The sequence below is a fragment of the Saccharophagus degradans 2-40 genome (genome assembly GCF_000013665.1).
Classification (GTDB): domain Bacteria; phylum Pseudomonadota; class Gammaproteobacteria; order Pseudomonadales; family Cellvibrionaceae; genus Saccharophagus; species Saccharophagus degradans.
On sequence record NC_007912.1, the window covers coordinates 1352672 to 1373029 of the forward strand.

Below are 20358 nucleotides of genomic sequence, written 5' to 3' on the forward strand. Positions count from 1 at the left end.
AATAAAAAAGGCAGAGCTGTTTGGCTCTGCCTTCATTAATTGGTGCCCAGGAGAGGACTTGAACCTCCACGGGGTTGCCCCCACCAGCACCTGAAGCTGGCGTGTCTACCAATTTCACCACCTGGGCGTGAGCGTGTTTTGCCGCTTATCAATGATTCTGATCGTGCAGTAGCTCAAGGCCGCGCACTATAGGGCCGGCGCTTTTTATTGTCAATATGGGGTTTTGGGTCTTTTTAGGGGGCTATTTGGCCACATTTGTTGCGCTGCAGCGCCTGTTCACTCTTTAGTGTGAGTATTTTCTGTTATAGTGAGTACTACTGCACTTTAAGCGCACAGCGCAAACAGGTGCGTTTTTGATTCTTTTCTTATATAAGTAGGACACTACGTGAGTAACAAGGCTGTCCCGACAGACCCCCACGCACGCCGAGAGGCGGAAAAATACGAAAACCCCATTGCTAGCCGCGAGCTAATTCTGGAATACCTAGAACAGGCCGATGGCCCAATGAGTCATCGCGCGTTGTGCCGCGCATTAAAGCTTACAGACGAAGACCATATTGAAGCATTGCGTCGCCGCTTAATCGCCATGGAGCGCGATGGTCAGCTGGTGTCTAATCGCAAGGGCGCCTACGGCAGCGTAAACAAAATGGACTTGATCCGCGGTAAGGTGCAAGGGCATCGCGACGGGTTTGGGTTTGTTATACCTACCGATGGCAGCGACGACATTTATGTATCTAACCGTGAAATGCGCAAAGTATTTAGCGGCGATGAAGTGTTGGTGCGCGCCGATGGCTACGACATAAAAGGTCGCCGCGAAGGTGCCATTGTTGAGGTGTTAGTACACAACACTCAAACAGTAGTGGGTAAATATTTTAATGAAGGCGGCATACATTTTGTGCGGCCTGATAACCCCCGTATAGGGCACGACATTATGTTGCCCGCAGACCAAACTAACGGCGCAAAACCAGGGCAAATTGTTGAAGCCGAGGTAGTGCGTCAGCCCGAAAGGCGCAGGCCGCCTTCTGGTTCAATTAAAGCCGTGTTGGGCGACCATATGGCGCCGGGTATGGAAATCGACGTTGCAATTCGCTCTTACGACTTGCCCCACGAATGGCCAAAGGCGCTCGAGGCCGAAATAGCCGCATATGGCCGTGAAGTTGAAGAGGCCGACAAACTAAACCGTCACGACCTGCGCAAGTTGCCGTTTGTAACCATTGACGGTGAAGATGCACGAGATTTTGACGATGCTGTTTATTGCGAGCCTCTTAAATCTGGAGGTTGGCGTTTATTTGTGGCCATTGCGGATGTATCTCACTATGTTGCGGTAGGTAGCGAGCTAGATAAAGAAGCAACTTCGCGCGGCAATTCGGTCTACTTCCCCGATTATGTATTGCCAATGTTGCCAGAGGTTCTTTCCAATGGTTTGTGCTCGCTTAACCCCGATGTAGATCGGTTGTGTATGGTCTGCGAAATGACCATAAGCGCAAAAGGTAAAGTTAGTAGCTATGCATTTTTTGAAGCTGTTATGCATTCCCATGCGCGCTTAACTTATACTCAAGTTGGTAAAGTTTTGGCGGAGCGCGGCAATAAAAATAGCGGCGCACGCAAACAGTACGCGAAGTTGTTGCCACAGCTTGACGCACTGCACGACCTTTACACAATATTCCGAGAACAGCGAGATTTGCGCGGCGCGATTGATTTTGAAACAAAAGAAACGCGCATATTGTTTGACGAAAATCGAAAAATTAAAGACATTGTTCCCGTTGAACGCAATGATGCACACAAACTTATTGAAGAGTGCATGCTTGCCGCAAACGTTAGTGCTGCTAAGTTTTTATCTTCTTTAGAAGTGCCTGCACTTTACCGTGTGCACGAAGGCCCAAAAGCAGAAAAAATTGCATTACTGCATGAATATTTGGGTGAGCTAGGCCTAAGTATGCGCGGTAGTGATGAAGTAACTCCGCAAGATTATCAATATGTGCTGGAGCAAATAGAGGGCCGCCCAGACGCGCATATTATCCAAATGGTTATGCTGCGCAGTATGAATCAAGCGGTATATCAAGCGGATAATAAGGGCCACTTTGGCTTGGCCTATTCCGAATACGCGCACTTTACTTCGCCTATTCGCCGCTACCCCGATCTACTTGTGCATCGTGCAATTCGCAGTGTTATCCGGTCTAACTTAGATACCAATAAAGTTAAACGCGTAGAGCAAACCCCTGTTGTAGCGAAAGAAACGTTTTACCCCTATACGCCTGGTGATTTAGCGAGCTTAGGTGAGCAGTGCTCCACCACAGAGCGCCGTGCCGATGAAGCAACGCGCGACGTGATGAGCTGGCTAAAATGCGAATATCTACAAGATAAAGTCGGCGATGAGTTTGAAGGTGTTGTAAGCGCGGTAACTGGCTTTGGTTTATTTGTAGAGCTAAGTGATGTGTATGTGGAAGGCTTGGTGCACATTACCGCACTGCCGCAAGATTACTATCACTTTGAACCCGCTCGACACCGCTTAGTAGGGGAGCGCACACGCACCACCTTTAAGCTGGGCGACTCGCTAACTGTGCGAGTTGTTCGTGTGGATTTAGACGAGCGCAAAATCGATTTTGAATTAATAGGTGCAAAAACTGGCAGAAAAGCAAAGCCTAAAGCCAGTAGCAAGGCCAAGGCAATGGCCAAAGATTACGAAGCCGCGCAGGCGCGCAAGCCGCGTAAGCGCAAACCAAAAGCGAACTCGCCCGAGCCTGCAGCACCTGTTAAAAAAGCGAGTGCCGCTAGCCGTATAATAGCCGGTGTAAAAAATGCTGCTGCAAACTTGCTTGGCCGCGGCAAAGCTAAAAAAGCCGAAGAGGGCGCGCCAATAAAAAAAGCTAAGCCCTCTGATACCAAGGCGACGCAAGAGCGAAAATCGACATCGGTTGAGAGCGCGAATACGGGCGAAAAAGCAAAACCCAAGTCGCGTGCGGGTAGAAGTAGGCCCAAAGCTCGATCGAAAGCGCAGCCCAAAAAAGGGGCTAAAGGCGAAGCATCCTCAGCGCCAAAGACTCGCGGGGCTTCCGCTAAAAAAACAGCTAAACCAACGTCTAATCCTAAGCCAGGTGCGAAAGCTGCGGCAAAACCTAAGGCAAAAACAAAGCCTGCTGCTAAGGCTCGCACCACCAAAAAACCGGCTGCTAAACGTGCAGCTCCTAGAAAATCAGAGTAAGTAAAAACGTACATGGTTAAACAAGAAATAATTTTTGGCTTGCACGCGGTGCAGTCGCTACTTAAAGCAAGCCCGCAGCGCATACAAGAAATTTGGATAGTACGCGGTAGGCAAGATGCCAGGGTGCAAAAAGTATTATCAGCTGCGCAGGCGGCAGGTATAAAAGTATTGCCGCAAGATAAAAAAAGCATGGATTCAGTTTCCGCAGATGGCAATCATCAAGGTGTATTGGCCTATGCGAAAGAAGGGCAGAGCTACACAGAAAATGATTTGTACCCGCTTATCGAAGCCATTGAGGGTGACCCGCTAATTGTTGTGTTGGATGGCGTTACCGACCCGCATAATTTGGGGGCATGTTTGCGCTCTGCCGATGCCGCTGGAGCACACGCGTTAATAGTGCCAAAAGATAACTCCGTAGGCTTAACAGAAGTTGCGCGCAAAGTGGCTTGTGGGGCCGCGGATAATGTTCCGCTAATTGTGGTTACAAACTTGGCGCGTTGCCTTAAAAAAATGCAAGAGCAAGGCCTGTGGGTTGCAGGTACAACCGGTGATACAGATAAAAGTATTTACGATGTGGATTTAACCGGCCCGCGCGTAATAGTGATGGGCGCAGAAGGCACCGGTATGCGCAGGCTTACCACGGAAACCTGTGACGATTTGGTAAAAATCCCCATGTTAGGCAGTGTTACAAGCTTGAACGTGTCGGTAGCGACAGGTGTGGTGTTGTTCGAGGTAGTGCGTCAGCGACAAGCAAAATAGGCGCTTGTTATATTAAAGGAGGGGGCGGGCATATTTAGGCCACCCCATTTACTACAAACACGGTATTTGCTTAAGTGGGGTCTACATTCTTTAGGTCGCTGCTTGTTATTAATCTCATGACCCAATCTAGTTGGCCTTCCTTTTTTTCTTACCCAGTTATCGCTACTGTAGCGTTATGTTGTGTGGCGTTGCTGGGGTTGTTGCTTGGCTGGCTACCTCTAAGCGTTGTTGGGTTACTTGTTCTGTTTATTGCGGCCTTGGCTGCGTTTCATTTTGCTCGCAATCGGGCAGCATGGGTGAAGGTGCTGCTGTGGTTACCGCTGTTGCCCTTAGGGCTAGCCATTGCGTTAATGCGGCCTGAGGGCTTTAGTTACCCCTTAGTTTTTAGCATGAATGAACTCTACCCTGGTGGTAAATCGTTTGACCTGCATATTAATATGGCAAAAGCATTGGCGGGCTATGCAGTAGTTATTTGGCTATTAGGCAGTGTGCCTAAGCAAATGCTTGTTACAGGTTGGCAGGTTTTCGTTTGGCCTATTTTATTGGCTGGGGTTGTGCTGGGCGTTGCCATACCTTTGCTGGGCTTAGAGTGGCAGCCTAAATGGGGTTTGCACGCAATTTGGTTTTTGCTTGTTAATTTACTGGTCACTTGCGTTGCAGAAGAAAGCTTTATGCGGCTACTGGTGCAAGGGCCATTGCAGCGTGCTTTACAGCGATTTGGTGCTGCCCCTGCTGCGTTTATCGCACTGACTGTAACAGCCGTACTTTTTGCTGCAGCCCATAGCCCGCAGGGCGCGCATGCGTGGGCTATTTACTTGGTGGCCGGTTGCGCATATGGGGCTGCCTATACCCTCACTGGTCGTTTAAGTGTGGCCATTGCCATCCACTTTTTAGTGAATGCTGTGCATTATTTGCTGCTTTCCTATCCCCTATAGCTTGGCTCGATATAAGTGGTTGCATTTTGAACTATTAGCCCGTAGAATTCGCCGCCCTTAAACCCGTCGTGTATTACACGGCGATACTCCTTGTTTCACAGCAGATTTGTGCTGGAAACTCCTAATCCGTAAGGAGCTACAATGCGTCATTACGAAATCGTGTTCTTGGTCCACCCTGACCAAAGCGAACAGGTACCAGGTATGGTTGAACGCTATACCGCAGCTGTTAAAGACAGCGGTGGTGCTGTTCACCGTCTAGAAGACTGGGGTCGCCGTCAAATGGCTTACTCCATCAACAAAATCCACAAAGCGCACTACATTCTTATGAATGTTGAGTGTGGCGAAGAAGTATTGGAAGAGTTAACGACTAACTTCCGTTACAACGACGCTGTATTGCGTAACATGATTATCCGTTGTGATGAAGCCGTGACTGAAGAGTCGCCAATCATGAAAGCGGAAAACGAGAGCCGCGAGCGCCGCAACCGCGCCGAGCGTCGTGCTCAAGAAGCCGAATCAGCTGCTGAAGAAGTTGAAGACGAAGAGTCTTTAGACGAAGAAGCCGATGATGAATCATCTGAAGACGAAAGCGAGGAGGCATAATCATGGCACGTTTTTTCCGACGTCGTAAGTTCTGTCGTTTCACTGCCGAAGGCGTGAAAAGCATCGACTATAAAGATTTAGATACTCTGAAAGCATACGTTTCTGAGACTGGTAAAATTGTACCTAGCCGTATCACTGGTACAAAAGCTAAGTATCAGCGTCAATTGGCGACCGCTATTAAGCGCGCTCGTTTTATTGCGTTGCTACCTTACACCGATTCTCACGAGTAAGTTTTTAGTCGTGAGCTAGGCAGCTATGTGGTTGCCAATTAAATGCTCGCGAAAAAGAATTAATTTAGTGCTGCGGTGAGCCACGGCATAAAACTAGAGGATATGCGAGATGGAAGTTATTCTACTCGAGAAAGTTGGTAAGTTAGGCACAGTGGGTGACGTTGTAGACGTTAAAGCTGGTTTTGGCCGCAACTACCTTTTGCCATCAGGCAAAGCAATTACTGCTACTAAAGCAAGTATTGCAGATTTCGAAACACGTCGTGCAGAGCTTGAAGCTGCCGCAGCTGAGAAGAAAACCTCTGCTGAAGGTCGTGCTAAGTTGATCGACAATTTAGGCGCAATCACTATCGGTGCAAACGCTGGTGATGAAGGTAAATTGTTCGGTTCTGTTGGTGCGCGCGATATTGCAAACGCTATTACTGCTGCAGGTGTTAACGTAACTAAAGCTGAAGTGAAGCTGCCAGAAGGTACTTTGCGTGAAGTTGGCGAATACGAAATTGACCTACAGTTGCACGTAGACGTTACCCACGTTGTTAAAGTGGTTATCGTTGCGGACGCGAATGCTTAATTAAGTTTCTGCAACAGTAACCCTGTTGTGGGCACTAATTAGCCGTTAGAATTGGGCGCTTGATTGGAGTTGAATAACTCTAGCAAGTGCCCATTTTGCGTTTAGGGGCCGGCAATATTGTTAGTATTGCTCGGCGGTAAATGAAGGCTTCTTTGCGCAATAAACCCTGTAATACAAAGCGATATAACTGATTCTATGAGTGAATTTGAGCCTACCGATTATGCGGGTTACGACGATATCCCCGCAGATATGGAGCACCACTTAGATGTGCCGGATACCGGTGTTGAAAGTGAATCGGCTTCATCTCACTCAATTCTGCCCCATTCTGTAGAGGCAGAGCAGTCTGTATTAGGCGGCTTGCTGCAAGAAGCCTCTAATTTTGATTCGGTAAGTGAAATACTTTCCGAGAAAGACTTTTTTAAAGCCCCGCATAGAAAAATATTCCGCGCTATGGCGCAATTGATGGAGCGCGAACAGCCCATCGATGTTATTACCGTATCTGAATTTTTAAGCGCCGAAGATGAATTGGTTGGTGCCGGTGGCTTAGATTACCTCTCCGACTTAGCAACAGAAGTGCCGAGCAGTGCAAACGTTGTGGCCTACGCCAAAATCGTGCGCGAGCGCGCCACCCTCAGGCAGTTGATTTCCGCCGCTACTGAAATAAGTAAAGCGAGCTATAACCCCGGTGGTTTAGCGTCAGATGAGCTACTGCAGCTAGCGGAAAAGCGCGTATTAGAAATATCCGAAGAGCGTCCAAAAGAGGGCGGCTTTGTTGATGTTAACGCGCTGCTAAAGCAAACCATCGAGAAGATCGACTTCTTATTTAATTCCGAAGACGATCTCACCGGTATTCCTACCGGTATTCAAGAATTAGACGAAAAAACCTCTGGCTGGCAGTCGGGTGAGCTTGTTATTTTGGCGGCCCGTCCATCTATGGGTAAAACAGCCTTGGCGCTTAATTTTGTTGAGGCGGCGGTGTTCTCCCGCGAGCAACAGCCATGCCTAGTATTCAGCCTAGAGATGCCCGCGGATGCGCTGGTTATGCGGATGCTATCTTCCGTAGGGCGCATCGATCAAGGGCGCTTGCGCAACGGCTCGCTAATCGAAGAAGATTGGCCCAAGCTTGAAATGGCGGCGCGCAAGCTAAAAGATAAAAAGTTATTTATCGACGATACCGCGGGCCTGTCGCCAAACGAAGTGCGCGCACGGGTGAAGCGTATTGTGCGCGAGCACGGCAACCCCTCTATGATCATGGTGGATTACCTTCAGCTTATGCAGGTGCCTGGGTCCACCGAAGGGCGAACGCAAGAAATTTCCGAAATATCGCGCTCTATGAAGGCGCTGGCGAAAGAATACGAATGCCCTGTGGTGTGCTTATCCCAGCTTAACCGTGGTGTGGAGCAGCGCCCCAATAAGCGCCCAATGAACTCCGACTTGCGGGAATCCGGTGCGATCGAGCAGGATGCGGACGTTATTCTGTTTATATATCGCGATGAGTACTACAACGAAGACAGTCAAGAAAAAGGCGTAGCCGAGCTGATTATCGGCAAGCAGCGTAATGGTGAGATTGGTACCTGTCGAGCGGCGTTTGTGGGTAAATTCACACGCTTTGACAACCTAGCTCCAGATTATTATCCGCCTGGCGGCGGTGGTGGCGACTAGCTGAGAGACCCGTTGAGAGGTCTGTTGAGAGAGTAACGATGGAATTATTTCACCATATTAAAAGCGTACGCGATGCCCTAGGCAAAGCGCGTGCAGCCGGTAAAACCGTGGGGTTTGTGCCCACAATGGGCAATTTGCACAATGCGCACTTGGCGCTAGTGCAGCAGGCCAAGCAACACTGTGATGTGGTTATAGTGAGTATTTTCGTAAACAGGTTGCAATTTGGCCTGAACGAAGATTGGGATAAATACCCCCGCACATTGCAAGACGACGCCGCTAAACTGCGTGAGATTGGCTGTGACTACCTTTTTTGCCCTGAAGAGGGCGAAGTGTACCCCAACGGAATGGACGCTCAAACACGGGTTATAGTGCCCAGCATGGCTAATGTGCTTTGTGGTGCCAGCCGCCCAGGGCATTTTGAAGGGGTTACCACCGTTGTAACAAAATTGTTTAATATTGTGCAGCCAGATATTGCTGTGTTTGGTATCAAGGATTACCAACAATTGGCTATAATACGGCGTATGGTTGAAGACCTGTGTATTCCCGTAGAAATTATGGCGGGTGACATAGTCCGCGAAGCCGATGGCCTGGCCATGAGTTCGCGCAATGGCTTTATTACCGCGCAAGAGCGCCCTAGGGCGAATCAGCTTAACCAATCGCTAAACTGGGTTAAGCAGGCCATTTTGGATGGAAGGCGAGATTTCGATGTGTTGGAGTCTGAAGCCAAAAAGCAGATTGAAACGGCGGGTTTTCGCCCCGATTATCTGTCTATAAGTAACAGTAAAACATTAGAGCCTGCCGCGAATGACGATACCGACATTACCGTGTTGGGGGCTATGTATACCGAGGCAGCACGCCTTATAGATAACGTGTCTTTATCGGTCGTTAATTAGTTTAAGTAATTAACGATAATATTCACCATAGTATTAACGATTAAGTGCGCGCAATATTCACAACCCATTGAAGTGATAGTAGAGGTAAACAACATGCAAATTACGCTATTAAAGGGTAAGTTGCACATGGCGAAGGTGACTCAAGCCGAGCTGTGGTACGACGGGTCCTGCGCCATTGATGAAGAGTTTGTTAAGCTGGCAGGGTTGCGAGAGTTTGAGCAAATTGAAATTTATAATGTCGATAACGGCGAGCGTTTCTCTACCTACGTTATTTTGGCTGAAGCGGGTAGTCGCACCATTTCTATGAACGGTGCTGCTGCGCGGAAAGTGCAAGTTGGCGACCGTGTAATTATTGCCGCATACAGTCAAATGAGCGAAGCCGAAGCCGATTCATTCAAGCCTCGCTTGGTGTATTTGGATAAAGACAACGCCGTAGAACGCACTACTAACACCATTCCGGTTCAGGCCGCTTAGTTATTCCTAATAAGCAGTGTGTGCTTTAAAAGGGTCGCTTTACTGCGGCCCTTTTTGTTTAGCGCTATGTTCTGCTTCTTTTATTTCTACTTTCACACAATTTCTGCCGGTATGTTTAGCTTTGTAAAGGGCAACATCTGCGCGCTTAAATACATCCTCGAATCTGTCGCCAATTTCAGACATGGTTAAGCCCATACTAATGGTTAGCTGCCTATCATCTGGGAATTCAAAATTGTGCACGGCGATACATTTGCGCAATTTATTGGCTACATGCAATGCGGTTTTTAGGTCGGTAACCCGCGTAATAAGCACAAACTCCTCGCCGCCCCAACGGCCTAGAATGTCTTCGCTGCGCATATTCGTTTGAATAATATTCACCACTTTTTGCAATGTGGTGTCACCTACGTCGTGACCAAAGGTGTCATTTATGCTTTTGAAAAAATCGATGTCTATTACAAATACGGCTACCTGTGGTGCGGGTGATTCACTATTGAATATTGTTTCTACTTTTTGCGATAAGCCGCTGCGATTGAGCGCTTGAGTGAGTGTGTCGCGGTTGGAAAGGTTTTCAATTTCTCGCTTTTCACTTTCTAGCTGTTGGTAGTTGTTAAGTAATTCGGAAAGTCGGCGTTCCTCTTTTTTAGCTTTCTGTTGCAGCCAATAAATACGGCTAAGCCCTTCCCAAATTAATATAGTCATCCATATCAAAATAAGGGTGAGGTACATGCTTTCTGCGCTCACCCATTCACCCACTAACTCTATTTTTTCAACGTTAATAATGTGGTCGCCAGGTTCTACAAGGTCAAAACCCGTGGTAACAATATTGTCGAACTCTATCAGCGCTTGCTCTCGCGGTATGTCATAGGCCGTTATCCACCAGTCGATAACAGACAGGTCTTCCAGCGGGATGGATATTTCCCTATATAGATCCTGAACGCGCAGCAAAGTCGACATAAACTTTGCCGAGTTGCCGTCGTTGGGGTGAGAGTAAGCGGGGTTGTAGTTGCGCATAAACACGCGAATTCGAGTGGCGTCTCCCTTATAAGCAAGCTTTACTTTAAGCGTTGTATATTTTGATAGGTTTAACCCCTCGTAGGGCTCGCCCCCCCAAGAAAGGGAATACCCGCAGGAGTAGATATCGTTGTGCGGAGGTTTGTGGCAATGCCAAATACTGTTTTCTTCGTCTATCCATGTGGCAATACTGCCTGCTCCGCCGTCTCTATAATCGAATATTGCGGGGTAGACTGTCTCTGCAGGGTAAAGCGATAGGCGTTTTTCTGGAATATAGAAGCGCAGCAATACCGCCGCAAGGGTAAGTAGGCAGGCAGCAATACGAACAACCGAATACACCTGAGTTCGCAGGGCGGAAGAATGTGCGTATGCCTGATTATTCATTTGCAGGTGATTGTCTCATATGAAGTGTATTGCGCCGTAACATTAACCAAAATAAGGGGCCCTTGTGCTTGAGTCTATGATTCACCTGCAGCCCCTCTGTATAAGCTTAGCAGCTGACTGGGCGGCTATTGCTTTTTCTTGGAGTTGTGGTCACAGAGAGGTGAAATCAGGTGTGGCTAAAGGGGTGTCGACGAAGGTGGCTCCGCCTTGTATACTAGTGTTCTTTGTTGTTTGTCAGTGCGATTGTGCTGCGCGTGGAGTTTAAGTAAGTGAAGATAATCGATGCAAAGGTGATTGTTTGCTCGCCTGGTAGAAATTTTGTTACCTTAAAAATTACTACTGCTGAAGGCGTATATGGCATTGGCGACGCCACACTTAATGGCCGCGAATTGGCTGTTGTGTCCTACTTAGAAGATTATGTGATTCCTGCCTTAATTGGGCGGGATGCGCAGCGAATAGAAGATATTTGGCAATATTTGTACCGCGGTGCCTATTGGCGCAGGGGGCCGATAGGGTTAACGGCTATTGCGGCGGTGGATGTTGCACTGTGGGATATAAAAGCCAAACAGGCAAATATGCCCCTATACCAGCTGTTAGGTGGTCGCAGTCGAGATCGCATAATGGTTTATACGCACGCCAATGGCAAAGATATAGACACCACGCTTGAGGCCGTGGCCAGCGCGCAAGCAAAGGGGTACAGGGCAATTCGCGTGCAAAGCGGTATTCCTGGTATTGCTAAAACCTACGGCGTGGCGAAGCAGGGGGATGCCTACGAGCCTGCCGACGCGGATCTACCTTCCGAAGAAAGCTGGAGCAGTGAGAAATACTTAAATTTTGTGCCAGAGCTATTTAAGCGTGTGCGGCAGGAGTTTGGCGATGAGTTGCACCTACTGCATGACGTGCACCACAGGTTATCGCCTATTGAGGCTGCGCGGCTTGGTAAAGCGCTGGAGCCATGCCATTTGTTTTGGTTAGAAGATGCCACACCAGCAGAAAACCAAGACGCCTTTAAACTTATTCGCCAGCATACAACCACCCCGCTTGCCGTAGGCGAGGTGTTTAACACTATTCACGATTGCCGAGAATTAATGCAGCAGCAATTGATCGATTATATTCGCACGTCCGTTGTTCATGCCGGTGGTATTACCGCCATGCGTCGAATTGCAGATTTGGGCAGTTTGTTTAACGTTAAAATGGGTAGTCACGGTGCAACAGATTTATCGCCAGTTTGCATGGGGGCTGCACTGCATTTTGATTATTGGGTGCCTAATTTTGGTATTCAGGAGCATATGGCCCACAGCCCGCTCATGGAGTCTGTATTTACCCGCAGTTACCACTTTGAGGATGGCTTTTTTACCCCAGGGGAGAAAGCGGGCCACGGGGTAGATATAAACGAAGCTGAAGCTGCTAAATACCCTTACAAGCGCGCCATGCTTCCTGTTGCTCGACTGGAAGATGGCACGCTTTGGCATTGGTAGTTCGGCATAACTGTTTCGCAAGTGGTGTTAGTTAGGCTGTGGCAGGCGTAGCTTGTTTAATGTATTTCTCGCGCTCTTTAAACGGTACTTGAATGGCGCCCGCCAATTTGCTCTCTATATGCGCGCAATAGTTAGCTATGCGGTGGTCGTTTAGGCTTAGGTCATCGAGATTGTCGATAAACGATTGGGTGATAACGTGTTGCACCCCGTGGCGATCCAAATATACGAAGTATTCGCCGTCTAGCAAAATAACTTCTTCACCAAAGTGCTCATAGTCCCCGTGAATGCTTGCAAGCACTGTGTTCACGGGCACTAGCGGGACTATATCGTTTTTATCTACAACGCGCAGAAGCGGCAGAAAATTATAGGCATCTGCCCCCGCTTTGTTAGTCACTTTAGGTTGGCCAAAATTTACCGAGGGCGCCAAGCTATAGCCGTCTTTTTCTAGGTACATCATAAGCAACGTACTTATTGCTGCCCCTAGCGAATGACCGGTAAGTTTTAGGGTAAAACCACTAATTAGGTGCGGTGTAAGGGCGGCGTAAACTGCATTGGTTGAATGTAAAAAGCCCGAATGTACATAAATACCAAGGCGTGTATCCGAGGCCTGCACGTACTCGGCGTCTTCAATTGCGTTAAGCTTGTTAGCGGTGCCCCGCACCGTGATAACTTGTTGTTTTTGTTCAGGAAACGTCTCAACAAAAAACTGAATATCTTGCTCAGGCAACAGCTTCACCATGGTGGTATTTGGGAAGGCAGCTCGTATATCCGCTTCAGATTGGTAGGCTGCCTGCGCGCGTTTTGCGTACCAGTCTAAATTGCTAAAGGCGATTGCTTTGCTTACGTCCTCTGGCTGGCCCAGCAGGTGTAAATTGTTTTTAATGGTAGTAAAAGCGTCTTGTAGCTTTTTTATAATTGAATGCTCGCTCATGGTGATGCCCTTAAATGTTTTTTTTGGGAGTGTATCCCAGAAACCTTTAAAAGTTAGCTGGCGCGAGATATTTGAGTGGTTTATGCTTCTATCTGCCTGATTTTTAAGCATTTGGCGTCAACATTTTTTATTTTATCTGTTGGTTGTGCTTAAATAGGCGAGTTGTCCGTTGGCCTAGGGCCAAAGAGGAGAAAGGATTAGCCAAGCAGCGCACAGCGCTACTAGGCATAATAATTTGGGTGCAAAGCCGCCCGTACTGGCAAATATACACGCAAGGTAAGCTAGAGTTATGTCGAATTCCGAAAAATTGTTTGTTGTGGTAGACCCTTCAGATACTAAACATGTGGCACTAGAGCGTGTATTGCGCACTGGCCAGCTTCGTGGCGAGCCACCAGTAATCAAAGTGTTTGTTGCCGTTGATGGCGACGCGGTGGACACTCGAGTAGTAAACGATAACTTGTTCCGCGACCAATCTTGGTTCGAAACAGAAATTCGCAAACCAATGCTAGATGCTGGCTTAGAGTGCCATATCGAAGTTTCGTGGTGTCAAGAATGGCAGAAGTCTATTGTGCAGTCGGCAAAAAGCTTTGGCGCAGACCGCATTTATTTGCCTGTACACGAGCGTACTAACTCTACTCGCTTTACATTCAGTGAATCTAAATGGGCGCTATTAAAAACAGCTGAATGCCCTGTAGTGTTAATTCAGCCTGGCGCCAAACCAGAGCGCACCGTTGTAGCGGCGGCTGTTAACTTCCAAACTACCAAAGAAGAGCAAAAAGAACTAAACAAGAGTATTTTGCGCTGGGGCCGTGAAGTGGCAGCCATGTACGGTGCTGAGTTCCATGTAATCAACGCTTTCTTGGATCAAATGAACTACCCAGATCGCGGTAACTTGGCGCGCCAAACTGGTTTGCCCGCAGATAAAATTCACGTTAAACCAGGCTACACCGACGAAGTTGTTTCTACAATTGCCGGTGAAATTAAAGCCGATTTAGTGGTTATGGGTACCTTGGGCCAAAACGGTTTGGTTACTTCTCGTCGCGGTAACACTGCCGAGCGTGTAATCGCAGCCCTTACTCAAGACGTAATGGTTGTAAACCACTAAATACTATTATAAAAATACTCATGTTATACACAGGCGGCCAAAGAGCCGCCTTTTAGTGTAAATAAAAAAGATAATTCAACTATCTGCATAGCTGTCAACATAGATGGCGTGCGCCCTATCAGAGTGTAAACCTATTTACTTGCTGCAGGCCAAGCGCTGTGCGGTGTGTACAATAAATATAATTGTCGTACGAGGAACTCTGCTCATGTCTACGCCCCATCTATACCCAGTGCCCGAGGCATTGGCTGCTAACGCACACATCAACAACGAGAAATACCATACCGATTACGCTCGCTCTATTAACGAGCCCGATGTTTTTTGGGCAGAAAAAGCCCGCGAATTTTTAACCTGGGATAAACCTTGGCAATCTGTACGCAGCTTCGACTTCCACAAAGGTGAAGCAACGTGGTTTGAAGGTGGCAAGCTAAACGTAACGGTAAACTGTATTGATCGCCATTTACCTACAAAAGCAAACGACGTTGCTATTATTTGGGAAGGGGACGACCCTTCGGTAGATGCGAGTATTACTTATCAGCAATTGCACGATGCAGTATGTAAATTTGCAAATGTATTAAAAGCGCGCGGCGTAGCTAAAGGCGATAGAGTTTGTATCTATATGCCGATGATTCCCGAGGCGGCCTACGCCATGTTGGCCTGTGCCCGTATTGGTGCAGTGCACTCTATTGTATTTGGTGGCTTTTCTCCCGAGGCGCTCAAAGATCGTATTGTTGACTCCGACTGTAAAGTACTTATCACCGCCGATGAAGGCTTGCGAGGCGGCCGTGCGGTTGCGTTAAAAGCCAATGCCGACAAAGCTGTCGCCCACTGCCCACAGGTTCATTCGGTTATTGTGGTTAAGCGCACAGGCGCAGATGTAGCGTGGAACACCGAGCGCGATATTTGGTTGCACGAAGCCCAGCAGTCTGTGGATACGGTTTGCGAGCCAGAGTCTATGGACTCTGAAGACCCGCTGTTTATTTTGTATACCTCGGGCTCTACGGGTAAGCCTAAGGGTGTATTGCACACAACCGGTGGTTACCTCTTACAAGCTGCCATGACCCACAAATACGTGTTCGATTACCAGCCTGGCGAAGTGTATTGGTGTACCGCAGACGTAGGTTGGGTAACCGGGCACACCTATATTGTGTACGGCCCATTAACCAATGGTGCCACCACCCTTATGTTCGAAGGGGTACCCACCTACCCAACGGCTGCGCGCTGCTGGGAGGTGTGCGATAAACACAATGTAAATATCTTTTACACCGCCCCCACGGCCATTCGCGCGCTTATGGGCCAAGGTGATGAGTTTGTAGCGTCAACCCAGCGCAAGAGTTTACGAATATTGGGTACGGTAGGCGAGCCCATTAACCCTGAGGCGTGGGAGTGGTACTACAACGTTGTAGGTGACCGACGCTGCCCAATTATGGATACCTGGTGGCAAACAGAGACGGGCGGCCACATGCTTACGCCGTTGCCGGGTGCAATTGACTTAAAACCAGGCTCGGCCACTTTGCCATTTTTTGGTGTAGAGCCAGTACTGCTTGATGGTGAAGGCAATATCATTGAGGGCGAAGGTGAAGGCAGCTTGGCCATTAAATCCAGCTGGCCTGGGCAAATTCGCACAGTGTACGGCGATCACGACCGATTGATTCAAACCTACTTCAGTACCTACCCTGGTTATTACTTTACTGGTGATGGCGCGCGCAGAGACGCCGACGGCTATTACTGGATTACCGGCCGCGTAGACGACGTGCTGAACGTATCTGGCCATCGCATGGGGACAGCAGAGGTGGAAAGCGCCTTGGTATTACACCCCAAAGTTGCAGAGGCGGCAGTGGTAGGTTACCCGCACGATGTAAAAGGGCAGGGCATATATGCCTACGTAACACTTATGACCGGGGTTGAGCCTGACGACGGTTTACGCAAAGAGCTGGTTGCAATGTGCACCCAAGAAATAGGGCCAATTGCTAAGCCAGACCTTATTCAATGGGCGCCAGGGCTGCCTAAAACGCGCTCAGGTAAGATAATGCGCCGTATTTTGCGTAAAGTTGCCGCTAACGAGTTGGATACGCTCGGTGATACGTCTACACTAGCAGACCCAAGCGTAGTAGACGATTTAATAGAAAATCGTATGAATCGCTAACTTAGAGAACGGCAAGGGTGCACGGCTAAATATGGCTAGCAGCTTTGCCGTGCAATGCCCCAGCTATCTTAAACGTTGGGGCGATTTTCACACCTGTACCGCAAGTGTTTAGTTCAGGTTAAAAAGCTCAATGTTACTGAGCCTGGAGAGTAAATTGAAAATTCAAGAAAACAGTGTTGTTTCCATCCATTACACCTTAAAAGGTGAAGACGGTGCCGTATTAGATACATCAGACGGCGGCGAGCCATTAAATTATTTGCAAGGTGCAGGTAATATTATTCCTGGCTTGGAAGATGCGCTGTTGGATAAAGCCATTGGTGAAGAAGTGAATGTAACTGTTCAACCAAAAGAAGGTTACGGTGAAATTATTCCTGAGCTCATCCAAAAAATGCCTACCGATGCTTTTAGCGGTATTGACAAAATTGAAGTGGGTATGGAGTTCCAAGCGCAAACCGAAAGCGGTGGTGTGCAGTATGTTGTTGTAACCGCAGTTGAAGACGACGGTATCACCATTGATGGCAACCACGCGTTGGCTGGTAAAGTACTTAACTTCGAAGTAAAAATCGAAGCAGTACGTGAAGCATCAGAAGAAGAGATTGCTCACGGCCACGTGCACTAATATTTTTAGCATTAGACGAAAAAGCTAAGCCTTTTTCGTCTAATCGTTCTACGTTTTACTTAGTGGTTGGTTGCTTTTTGCACACTCAGGCGCGCTCCTTCCTACGTTATAGCCCCTCCTAACATCGTGTTCGCTGTGTATTATCGCGAATGTGTTTATATTTATATTCTCAGCTTTCCGCTACACTTAAATAAACACTCTGTGCATTGCGTACAGATAATAATCAGCAAAATAATGTGTTTACCGTATTATTGCTGTTGTGCAGTTGGAGGTAATAATGATTCATTCTGAGCCTGTAAAGCTAACCCCAGATCACACCATGAACGTGCTTTCACAAATTGAAGTTGCACGTTTAATAGATAAAGCAGACACCCATGTTTACGAAACCTTTCGTCGCTGTGCGCTGGCGGTGTTAAATACGGGGGCCGACACCGATAACGTAGCCGAGGTGCTAGAGGAATTTGCCGAATTTGCGGTAAACGTTATTCAGCAAGAAAGAGGTATTAAGCTCGAGCTAATAAATGCACCAGAAACGGCATTTGTAGATGGCGAGATGATAGCCGGTATTAAGCAGCATGTGTTTTCCGCTTTGCGCGATATTATTTACATTAGTAACGAGCTTACCGAAAACCGCGATATAGACTTATCTCGTTCTGCCGGTATTACCAACGCTGTATTTCACATAGTGCGCAATGCGGGCTTGCTGCGCGGCAATGCCGACTCTCACATGATAGTGTGTTGGGGGGGGCACTCTATTAACGAAGTAGAATACAAATACACCAAAAAAGTAGGCTACGAAATGGGCCTGCGAGGCTTAGATATTTGCACCGGCTGCGGCCCAGGTGCCATGAAAGGCCCTATGAAAGGCGCAACTATAGGCCATGCTAAGCAGCGCTTAACTGGGCGTTATATTGGCATTACCGAACCCAGCATTATTGCCGCGGAATCGCCTAACCCTATTGTGAACCAACTAGTAATACTGCCCGATATTGAAAAGCGCTTGGAAGCGTTTGTGCGCACAGGTCACGGCATTATTGTGTTTCCTGGCGGCGTGGGCACTGCCGAAGAAATTTTATATATATTGGGTATATTGTTGCACCCCAAAAACAAAGATATCCCATTTCCATTAATTTTTACTGGGCCAAAAGAGTCGGCCGCCTATTTCGATAAAATTAATGAATTTATTGGTGTAACACTTGGTAAAGAGGCGCAAGGCAAGTATCAAATTATTGTAGATAACCCCGCTGAAGTTGCGCGCGCAATGAGCCGCAGTATGGAAACTGTGCGCGCGTTCAGGCGCAGTACACAAGACGCGTATTATTTTAACTGGGTACTGCATATCGATTTAGATTTTCAGCTGCCGTTCCAGCCGAATCATACCAATATGGCACAGCTCGATTTACACAAAAATCAGCCAGTAGATAAACTCGCGGCTAACCTGCGTAAAGCCTTTAGTGGCATTGTAGATGGCAATGTAAAAGAGCACGGTATTAAAGCGGTGGCAGAAAAAGGCCCTTACAAAATTAAAGGTGACCAAGAAATTATGGAGCCTTTAGACGCATTATTGCGCGATTTTGTAAGCCAGCACCGTATGAAAATTCCAACGCAGGAATATATACCCTGCTACGAAGTTGTAAGTTAGCCCGCGAAGGGCTAATGCTTTAAAAGAGATGTAACATGAACGACGATGATGCCTTCTCAAACTTGTTGGGTGACGATGTAACACCCCTTAAGGTTGAGCCGAGGGTAGAGCTAAAACGCAACGATAATGTTGATAAACAACCCCGCAGGCAAGCGGCGCAAGAGCAAGTGGAAAGTGCAGCAGACCCGCTTGCTTCAGAGCCGGTTGAAATGGTGGACCCGTTAGACGTATTAAGCTTTATGCGGCCGGGTGTGCAGCATGGGGTGTTCCGCAATTTGCGGCTGGGTAAATACGCATCTGATGCGCGGTTGGATTTACATCGCATGACAGTCGATGAGGCTCGCCGTGCGGTGTATCAGTTTATTAGAGATTGTTTGGCAAATGATGTGCGTGCGGCGCTTATTACCCATGGTAAAGGTGAGGGGCGAGCACAGCCTGCGCTGCTTAAAAGCTGCATTGCTTATTGGTTGCCACAGTTAGATGAAGTATTGGCTTTTCATACGGCACTCAAGCAGCACGGTGGTTACGGTGCAACCTACGTGTTAATTCGAAAAAGTGAATTAAAAAAGCAAAAAACCAGAGAGCAACACACTAAAAAACTTTATTAGGAATGTTTATGTTATACGCCATGTTTGGGTTGGTTGTATTTACCTACGTGTTTTTACTCGTTAACTTTATTTGGCGTTTAAAGGCCGTTAAAAGTCGGGCGGTGCATATAAAGTTTTTTAGGCGATTGGATACGCAAGACGCACCAGAGCATATTTTGCTTGGCACACGCCACTTAGCTAATTTGTTCGAATTGCCGGTACTTTTTTACGTAGTGGGGGTGTTGGCTGTTTGTTTGCAGTTAGAGTCACCGTTAATGATAGCATTTGCTTGGCTGTACGTGGGGTGCCGGGTTGTGCACGCAATTATTCACACTACATACAACAATGTGGTGCACCGCATGCTAATTTTTCAGCTGGGTAGCTTTATTTTATTAATCATTTGGCTGCTGCTAGTAGCAGCTTATAGTAAGGGCGTGGCATGAATATTATAAAAAAACTCACTCCACTCGTTGTAAGCGCGTTAGTGCTTAGTGGTTGTGCGAGCTTAAGTGAAGAAGAATGTTTAGTGGCCGATTGGCATCAAATAGGCGTTGAAGATGGCAGCGCAGGCCGCGATGTAAATTACCTAGCCAATCACCGCAAAGCCTGCGCAAAAGTTGGCGTTACTCCCTCGCTTGCACAATACGAAAAAGGCCATGCTTTGGGGGCAGAGCGTTATTGTGTGTACGCAAACGGTTTGGCGCTAGGTGAGCGCGGCGGGGCCTACAATAATGTGTGCTCTGGCGAATTAGAAAGCGAATTTGGCGATGGGTATCACTTAGGGCGTGCGCGTTTCGATCAGCGAAAAATAGTCAGCATGCTAGAAGAAACCTTAGTAGGTTATCAGGATGAATTAGAAAAAGTATACGAAGATATTGCCCTTACCGAAGAGATTATAGTTAGCGATGCTTCCACCCCAGAAGAGCGCAGAGAGGCGTTAATCGAAATAGAGCTAATGCGAGACTCTATTCCGTTACTGGAGAGCGAGATAGATATTACCTACAAAGAGCTCGATGAGAACAAGCGCCGCTTAGAGCGTTTGCTGAAGTAATGTCGTAAATGTGGCTGCGCGAACTCGTCTTCCGCTGCCACATTTTTCTTAATTCTCAATGGTTTGCAACAGCTAACTGCAATTAAC

General features: G+C 47.7%; 19 protein-coding genes and 1 tRNA gene. 17 read left to right on the top strand and 3 right to left on the bottom strand.

The features are described 5' to 3' along the window. Nucleotides 1–40: 40 nt before the first annotated feature. Nucleotides 41–127 (bottom strand) — tRNA-Leu (locus tag SDE_RS05525). A gap of 258 nt (nt 128–385) precedes the next feature. On the opposite strand from SDE_RS05525, the gene rnr reads away from it, so the two are divergent. The 9 genes from rnr to panD all read left to right on the top strand — a co-directional run bounded on the left by rnr (nt 386) and on the right by panD (nt 9320). Continuing rightward, the gene (rnr, locus tag SDE_RS05530) at nt 386–3199 is read left to right on the top strand and encodes a ribonuclease R (RefSeq protein ID WP_011467536.1); all 2814 of its coding nucleotides are present in this window, start codon (nt 386–388) and stop codon (nt 3197–3199) included. A 12-nt stretch (nt 3200–3211) separates the two neighbouring features. Further along, nucleotides 3212–3958 carry a 23S rRNA (guanosine(2251)-2'-O)-methyltransferase RlmB gene (rlmB, locus tag SDE_RS05535; RefSeq protein ID WP_011467537.1) on the top strand — a complete coding sequence of 249 codons (747 nt, stop codon included), beginning with the start codon at nt 3212–3214 and terminating at the stop codon, nt 3956–3958. A gap of 116 nt (nt 3959–4074) precedes the next feature. Further along, nucleotides 4075–4893: a CPBP family intramembrane glutamic endopeptidase gene (locus SDE_RS05540; RefSeq protein ID WP_011467538.1), complete on the top strand. Its 819-nt coding sequence runs from the start codon at nt 4075–4077 to the stop codon at nt 4891–4893. 141 nt (nt 4894–5034) lie between these two features. Then, on the top strand, nt 5035–5493 hold the full coding sequence (gene rpsF, locus SDE_RS05545) for a 30S ribosomal protein S6 (RefSeq protein WP_011467539.1): 459 nt from the start codon (nt 5035–5037) through the stop codon (nt 5491–5493). A 2-nt stretch (nt 5494–5495) separates the two neighbouring features. Further along, the gene (rpsR, locus tag SDE_RS05550; RefSeq protein WP_011467540.1) at nt 5496–5723 is read left to right on the top strand and encodes a 30S ribosomal protein S18; all 228 of its coding nucleotides are present in this window, start codon (nt 5496–5498) and stop codon (nt 5721–5723) included. 109 nt (nt 5724–5832) lie between these two features. After that, nucleotides 5833–6291: a 50S ribosomal protein L9 gene (gene rplI / locus SDE_RS05555; protein ID WP_011467541.1), complete on the top strand. Its 459-nt coding sequence runs from the start codon at nt 5833–5835 to the stop codon at nt 6289–6291. A gap of 195 nt (nt 6292–6486) precedes the next feature. Continuing rightward, nucleotides 6487–7953, top strand: a complete 1467-nt coding sequence (dnaB, locus tag SDE_RS05560; RefSeq protein ID WP_011467542.1) for a replicative DNA helicase — start codon at nt 6487–6489, stop codon at nt 7951–7953. A 38-nt stretch (nt 7954–7991) separates the two neighbouring features. Next, a complete protein-coding gene (gene panC, locus SDE_RS05565) occupies nt 7992–8846 on the top strand; it encodes a pantoate--beta-alanine ligase (RefSeq protein WP_011467543.1) in 855 nt (284 codons plus the stop codon). Nucleotides 8847–8939: 93 nt separating this feature from the next. Continuing rightward, nucleotides 8940–9320 (top strand): aspartate 1-decarboxylase, encoded by a 381-nt coding sequence (panD, locus tag SDE_RS05570; protein ID WP_011467544.1) that lies wholly within the window; start codon nt 8940–8942, stop codon nt 9318–9320. Nucleotides 9321–9359: 39 nt separating this feature from the next. On the opposite strand, the gene SDE_RS05575 is transcribed toward panD, so the two are convergent. Next, the gene (locus SDE_RS05575) at nt 9360–10715 is read right to left on the bottom strand and encodes a GGDEF domain-containing protein (RefSeq protein WP_011467545.1); all 1356 of its coding nucleotides are present in this window, start codon (nt 10713–10715) and stop codon (nt 9360–9362) included. Between the two features lie 269 nt (nt 10716–10984). Here SDE_RS05575 and manD point away from each other — a divergent pair, with 269 nt between their 5' ends. Beyond that, nucleotides 10985–12193 carry a D-mannonate dehydratase ManD gene (manD, locus tag SDE_RS05580; RefSeq protein WP_011467546.1) on the top strand — a complete coding sequence of 403 codons (1209 nt, stop codon included), beginning with the start codon at nt 10985–10987 and terminating at the stop codon, nt 12191–12193. 31 nt (nt 12194–12224) lie between these two features. Here the strand turns inward: manD and SDE_RS05585 are convergent, their stop codons facing one another. Beyond that, complete coding sequence (locus SDE_RS05585; protein ID WP_011467547.1) at nt 12225–13124, bottom strand: lipase family protein; 900 nt, start codon at nt 13122–13124, stop codon at nt 12225–12227. A 289-nt stretch (nt 13125–13413) separates the two neighbouring features. Between SDE_RS05585 and SDE_RS05590 the strand changes: the two genes are divergently transcribed. The 7 genes from SDE_RS05590 (at nt 13414) to SDE_RS21180 (ending at nt 20271) form a co-directional block, all read left to right on the top strand. Next, nucleotides 13414–14229 carry a universal stress protein gene (locus SDE_RS05590; RefSeq protein ID WP_011467548.1) on the top strand — a complete coding sequence of 272 codons (816 nt, stop codon included), beginning with the start codon at nt 13414–13416 and terminating at the stop codon, nt 14227–14229. A gap of 205 nt (nt 14230–14434) precedes the next feature. Further along, nucleotides 14435–16372: an acetate--CoA ligase gene (acs, locus tag SDE_RS05595; RefSeq protein ID WP_011467549.1), complete on the top strand. Its 1938-nt coding sequence runs from the start codon at nt 14435–14437 to the stop codon at nt 16370–16372. 154 nt (nt 16373–16526) lie between these two features. Further along, complete coding sequence (locus SDE_RS05600; RefSeq protein WP_041324300.1) at nt 16527–16991, top strand: FKBP-type peptidyl-prolyl cis-trans isomerase; 465 nt, start codon at nt 16527–16529, stop codon at nt 16989–16991. Between the two features lie 277 nt (nt 16992–17268). Further along, nucleotides 17269–18633: a nucleotide 5'-monophosphate nucleosidase PpnN gene (gene ppnN / locus SDE_RS05605; RefSeq protein ID WP_011467551.1), complete on the top strand. Its 1365-nt coding sequence runs from the start codon at nt 17269–17271 to the stop codon at nt 18631–18633. Between the two features lie 35 nt (nt 18634–18668). Further along, nucleotides 18669–19241 carry a DNA endonuclease SmrA gene (gene smrA, locus SDE_RS05610; protein WP_011467552.1) on the top strand — a complete coding sequence of 191 codons (573 nt, stop codon included), beginning with the start codon at nt 18669–18671 and terminating at the stop codon, nt 19239–19241. Between the two features lie 8 nt (nt 19242–19249). Then, entirely contained in the window at nt 19250–19663 is a 414-nt protein-coding gene (locus SDE_RS05615; protein ID WP_041325316.1) for an MAPEG family protein, read from the top strand. After that, nucleotides 19660–20271, top strand: a complete 612-nt coding sequence (locus SDE_RS21180; protein ID WP_011467554.1) for a DUF2799 domain-containing protein — start codon at nt 19660–19662, stop codon at nt 20269–20271. The genes SDE_RS05615 and SDE_RS21180 overlap by 4 nt, the downstream gene beginning before the upstream one ends. Nucleotides 20272–20358 lie beyond the last annotated feature (87 nt).

Coding starts and splice junctions, on each gene's coding strand:
- rlmB (WP_011467537.1), top strand. CDS start 3,212: ATGGTTAAACAAGAAATAATTTTTGGCTTGCACGCGGTGCAGTCGCTA.
- SDE_RS05540 (WP_011467538.1), top strand. CDS start 4,075: ATGACCCAATCTAGTTGGCCTTCCTTTTTTTCTTACCCAGTTATCGCT.
- rpsF (WP_011467539.1), top strand. CDS start 5,035: ATGCGTCATTACGAAATCGTGTTCTTGGTCCACCCTGACCAAAGCGAA.
- rpsR (WP_011467540.1), top strand. CDS start 5,496: ATGGCACGTTTTTTCCGACGTCGTAAGTTCTGTCGTTTCACTGCCGAA.
- rplI (WP_011467541.1), top strand. CDS start 5,833: ATGGAAGTTATTCTACTCGAGAAAGTTGGTAAGTTAGGCACAGTGGGT.
- dnaB (WP_011467542.1), top strand. CDS start 6,487: ATGAGTGAATTTGAGCCTACCGATTATGCGGGTTACGACGATATCCCC.
- panC (WP_011467543.1), top strand. CDS start 7,992: ATGGAATTATTTCACCATATTAAAAGCGTACGCGATGCCCTAGGCAAA.
- panD (WP_011467544.1), top strand. CDS start 8,940: ATGCAAATTACGCTATTAAAGGGTAAGTTGCACATGGCGAAGGTGACT.
- SDE_RS05575 (WP_011467545.1), bottom strand. CDS start 10,715: ATGAATAATCAGGCATACGCACATTCTTCCGCCCTGCGAACTCAGGTG.
- SDE_RS05585 (WP_011467547.1), bottom strand. CDS start 13,124: ATGAGCGAGCATTCAATTATAAAAAAGCTACAAGACGCTTTTACTACC.
- SDE_RS05590 (WP_011467548.1), top strand. CDS start 13,414: ATGTCGAATTCCGAAAAATTGTTTGTTGTGGTAGACCCTTCAGATACT.
- acs (WP_011467549.1), top strand. CDS start 14,435: ATGTCTACGCCCCATCTATACCCAGTGCCCGAGGCATTGGCTGCTAAC.
- ppnN (WP_011467551.1), top strand. CDS start 17,269: ATGATTCATTCTGAGCCTGTAAAGCTAACCCCAGATCACACCATGAAC.
- smrA (WP_011467552.1), top strand. CDS start 18,669: ATGAACGACGATGATGCCTTCTCAAACTTGTTGGGTGACGATGTAACA.
- SDE_RS05615 (WP_041325316.1), top strand. CDS start 19,250: ATGTTATACGCCATGTTTGGGTTGGTTGTATTTACCTACGTGTTTTTA.
- SDE_RS21180 (WP_011467554.1), top strand. CDS start 19,660: ATGAATATTATAAAAAAACTCACTCCACTCGTTGTAAGCGCGTTAGTG.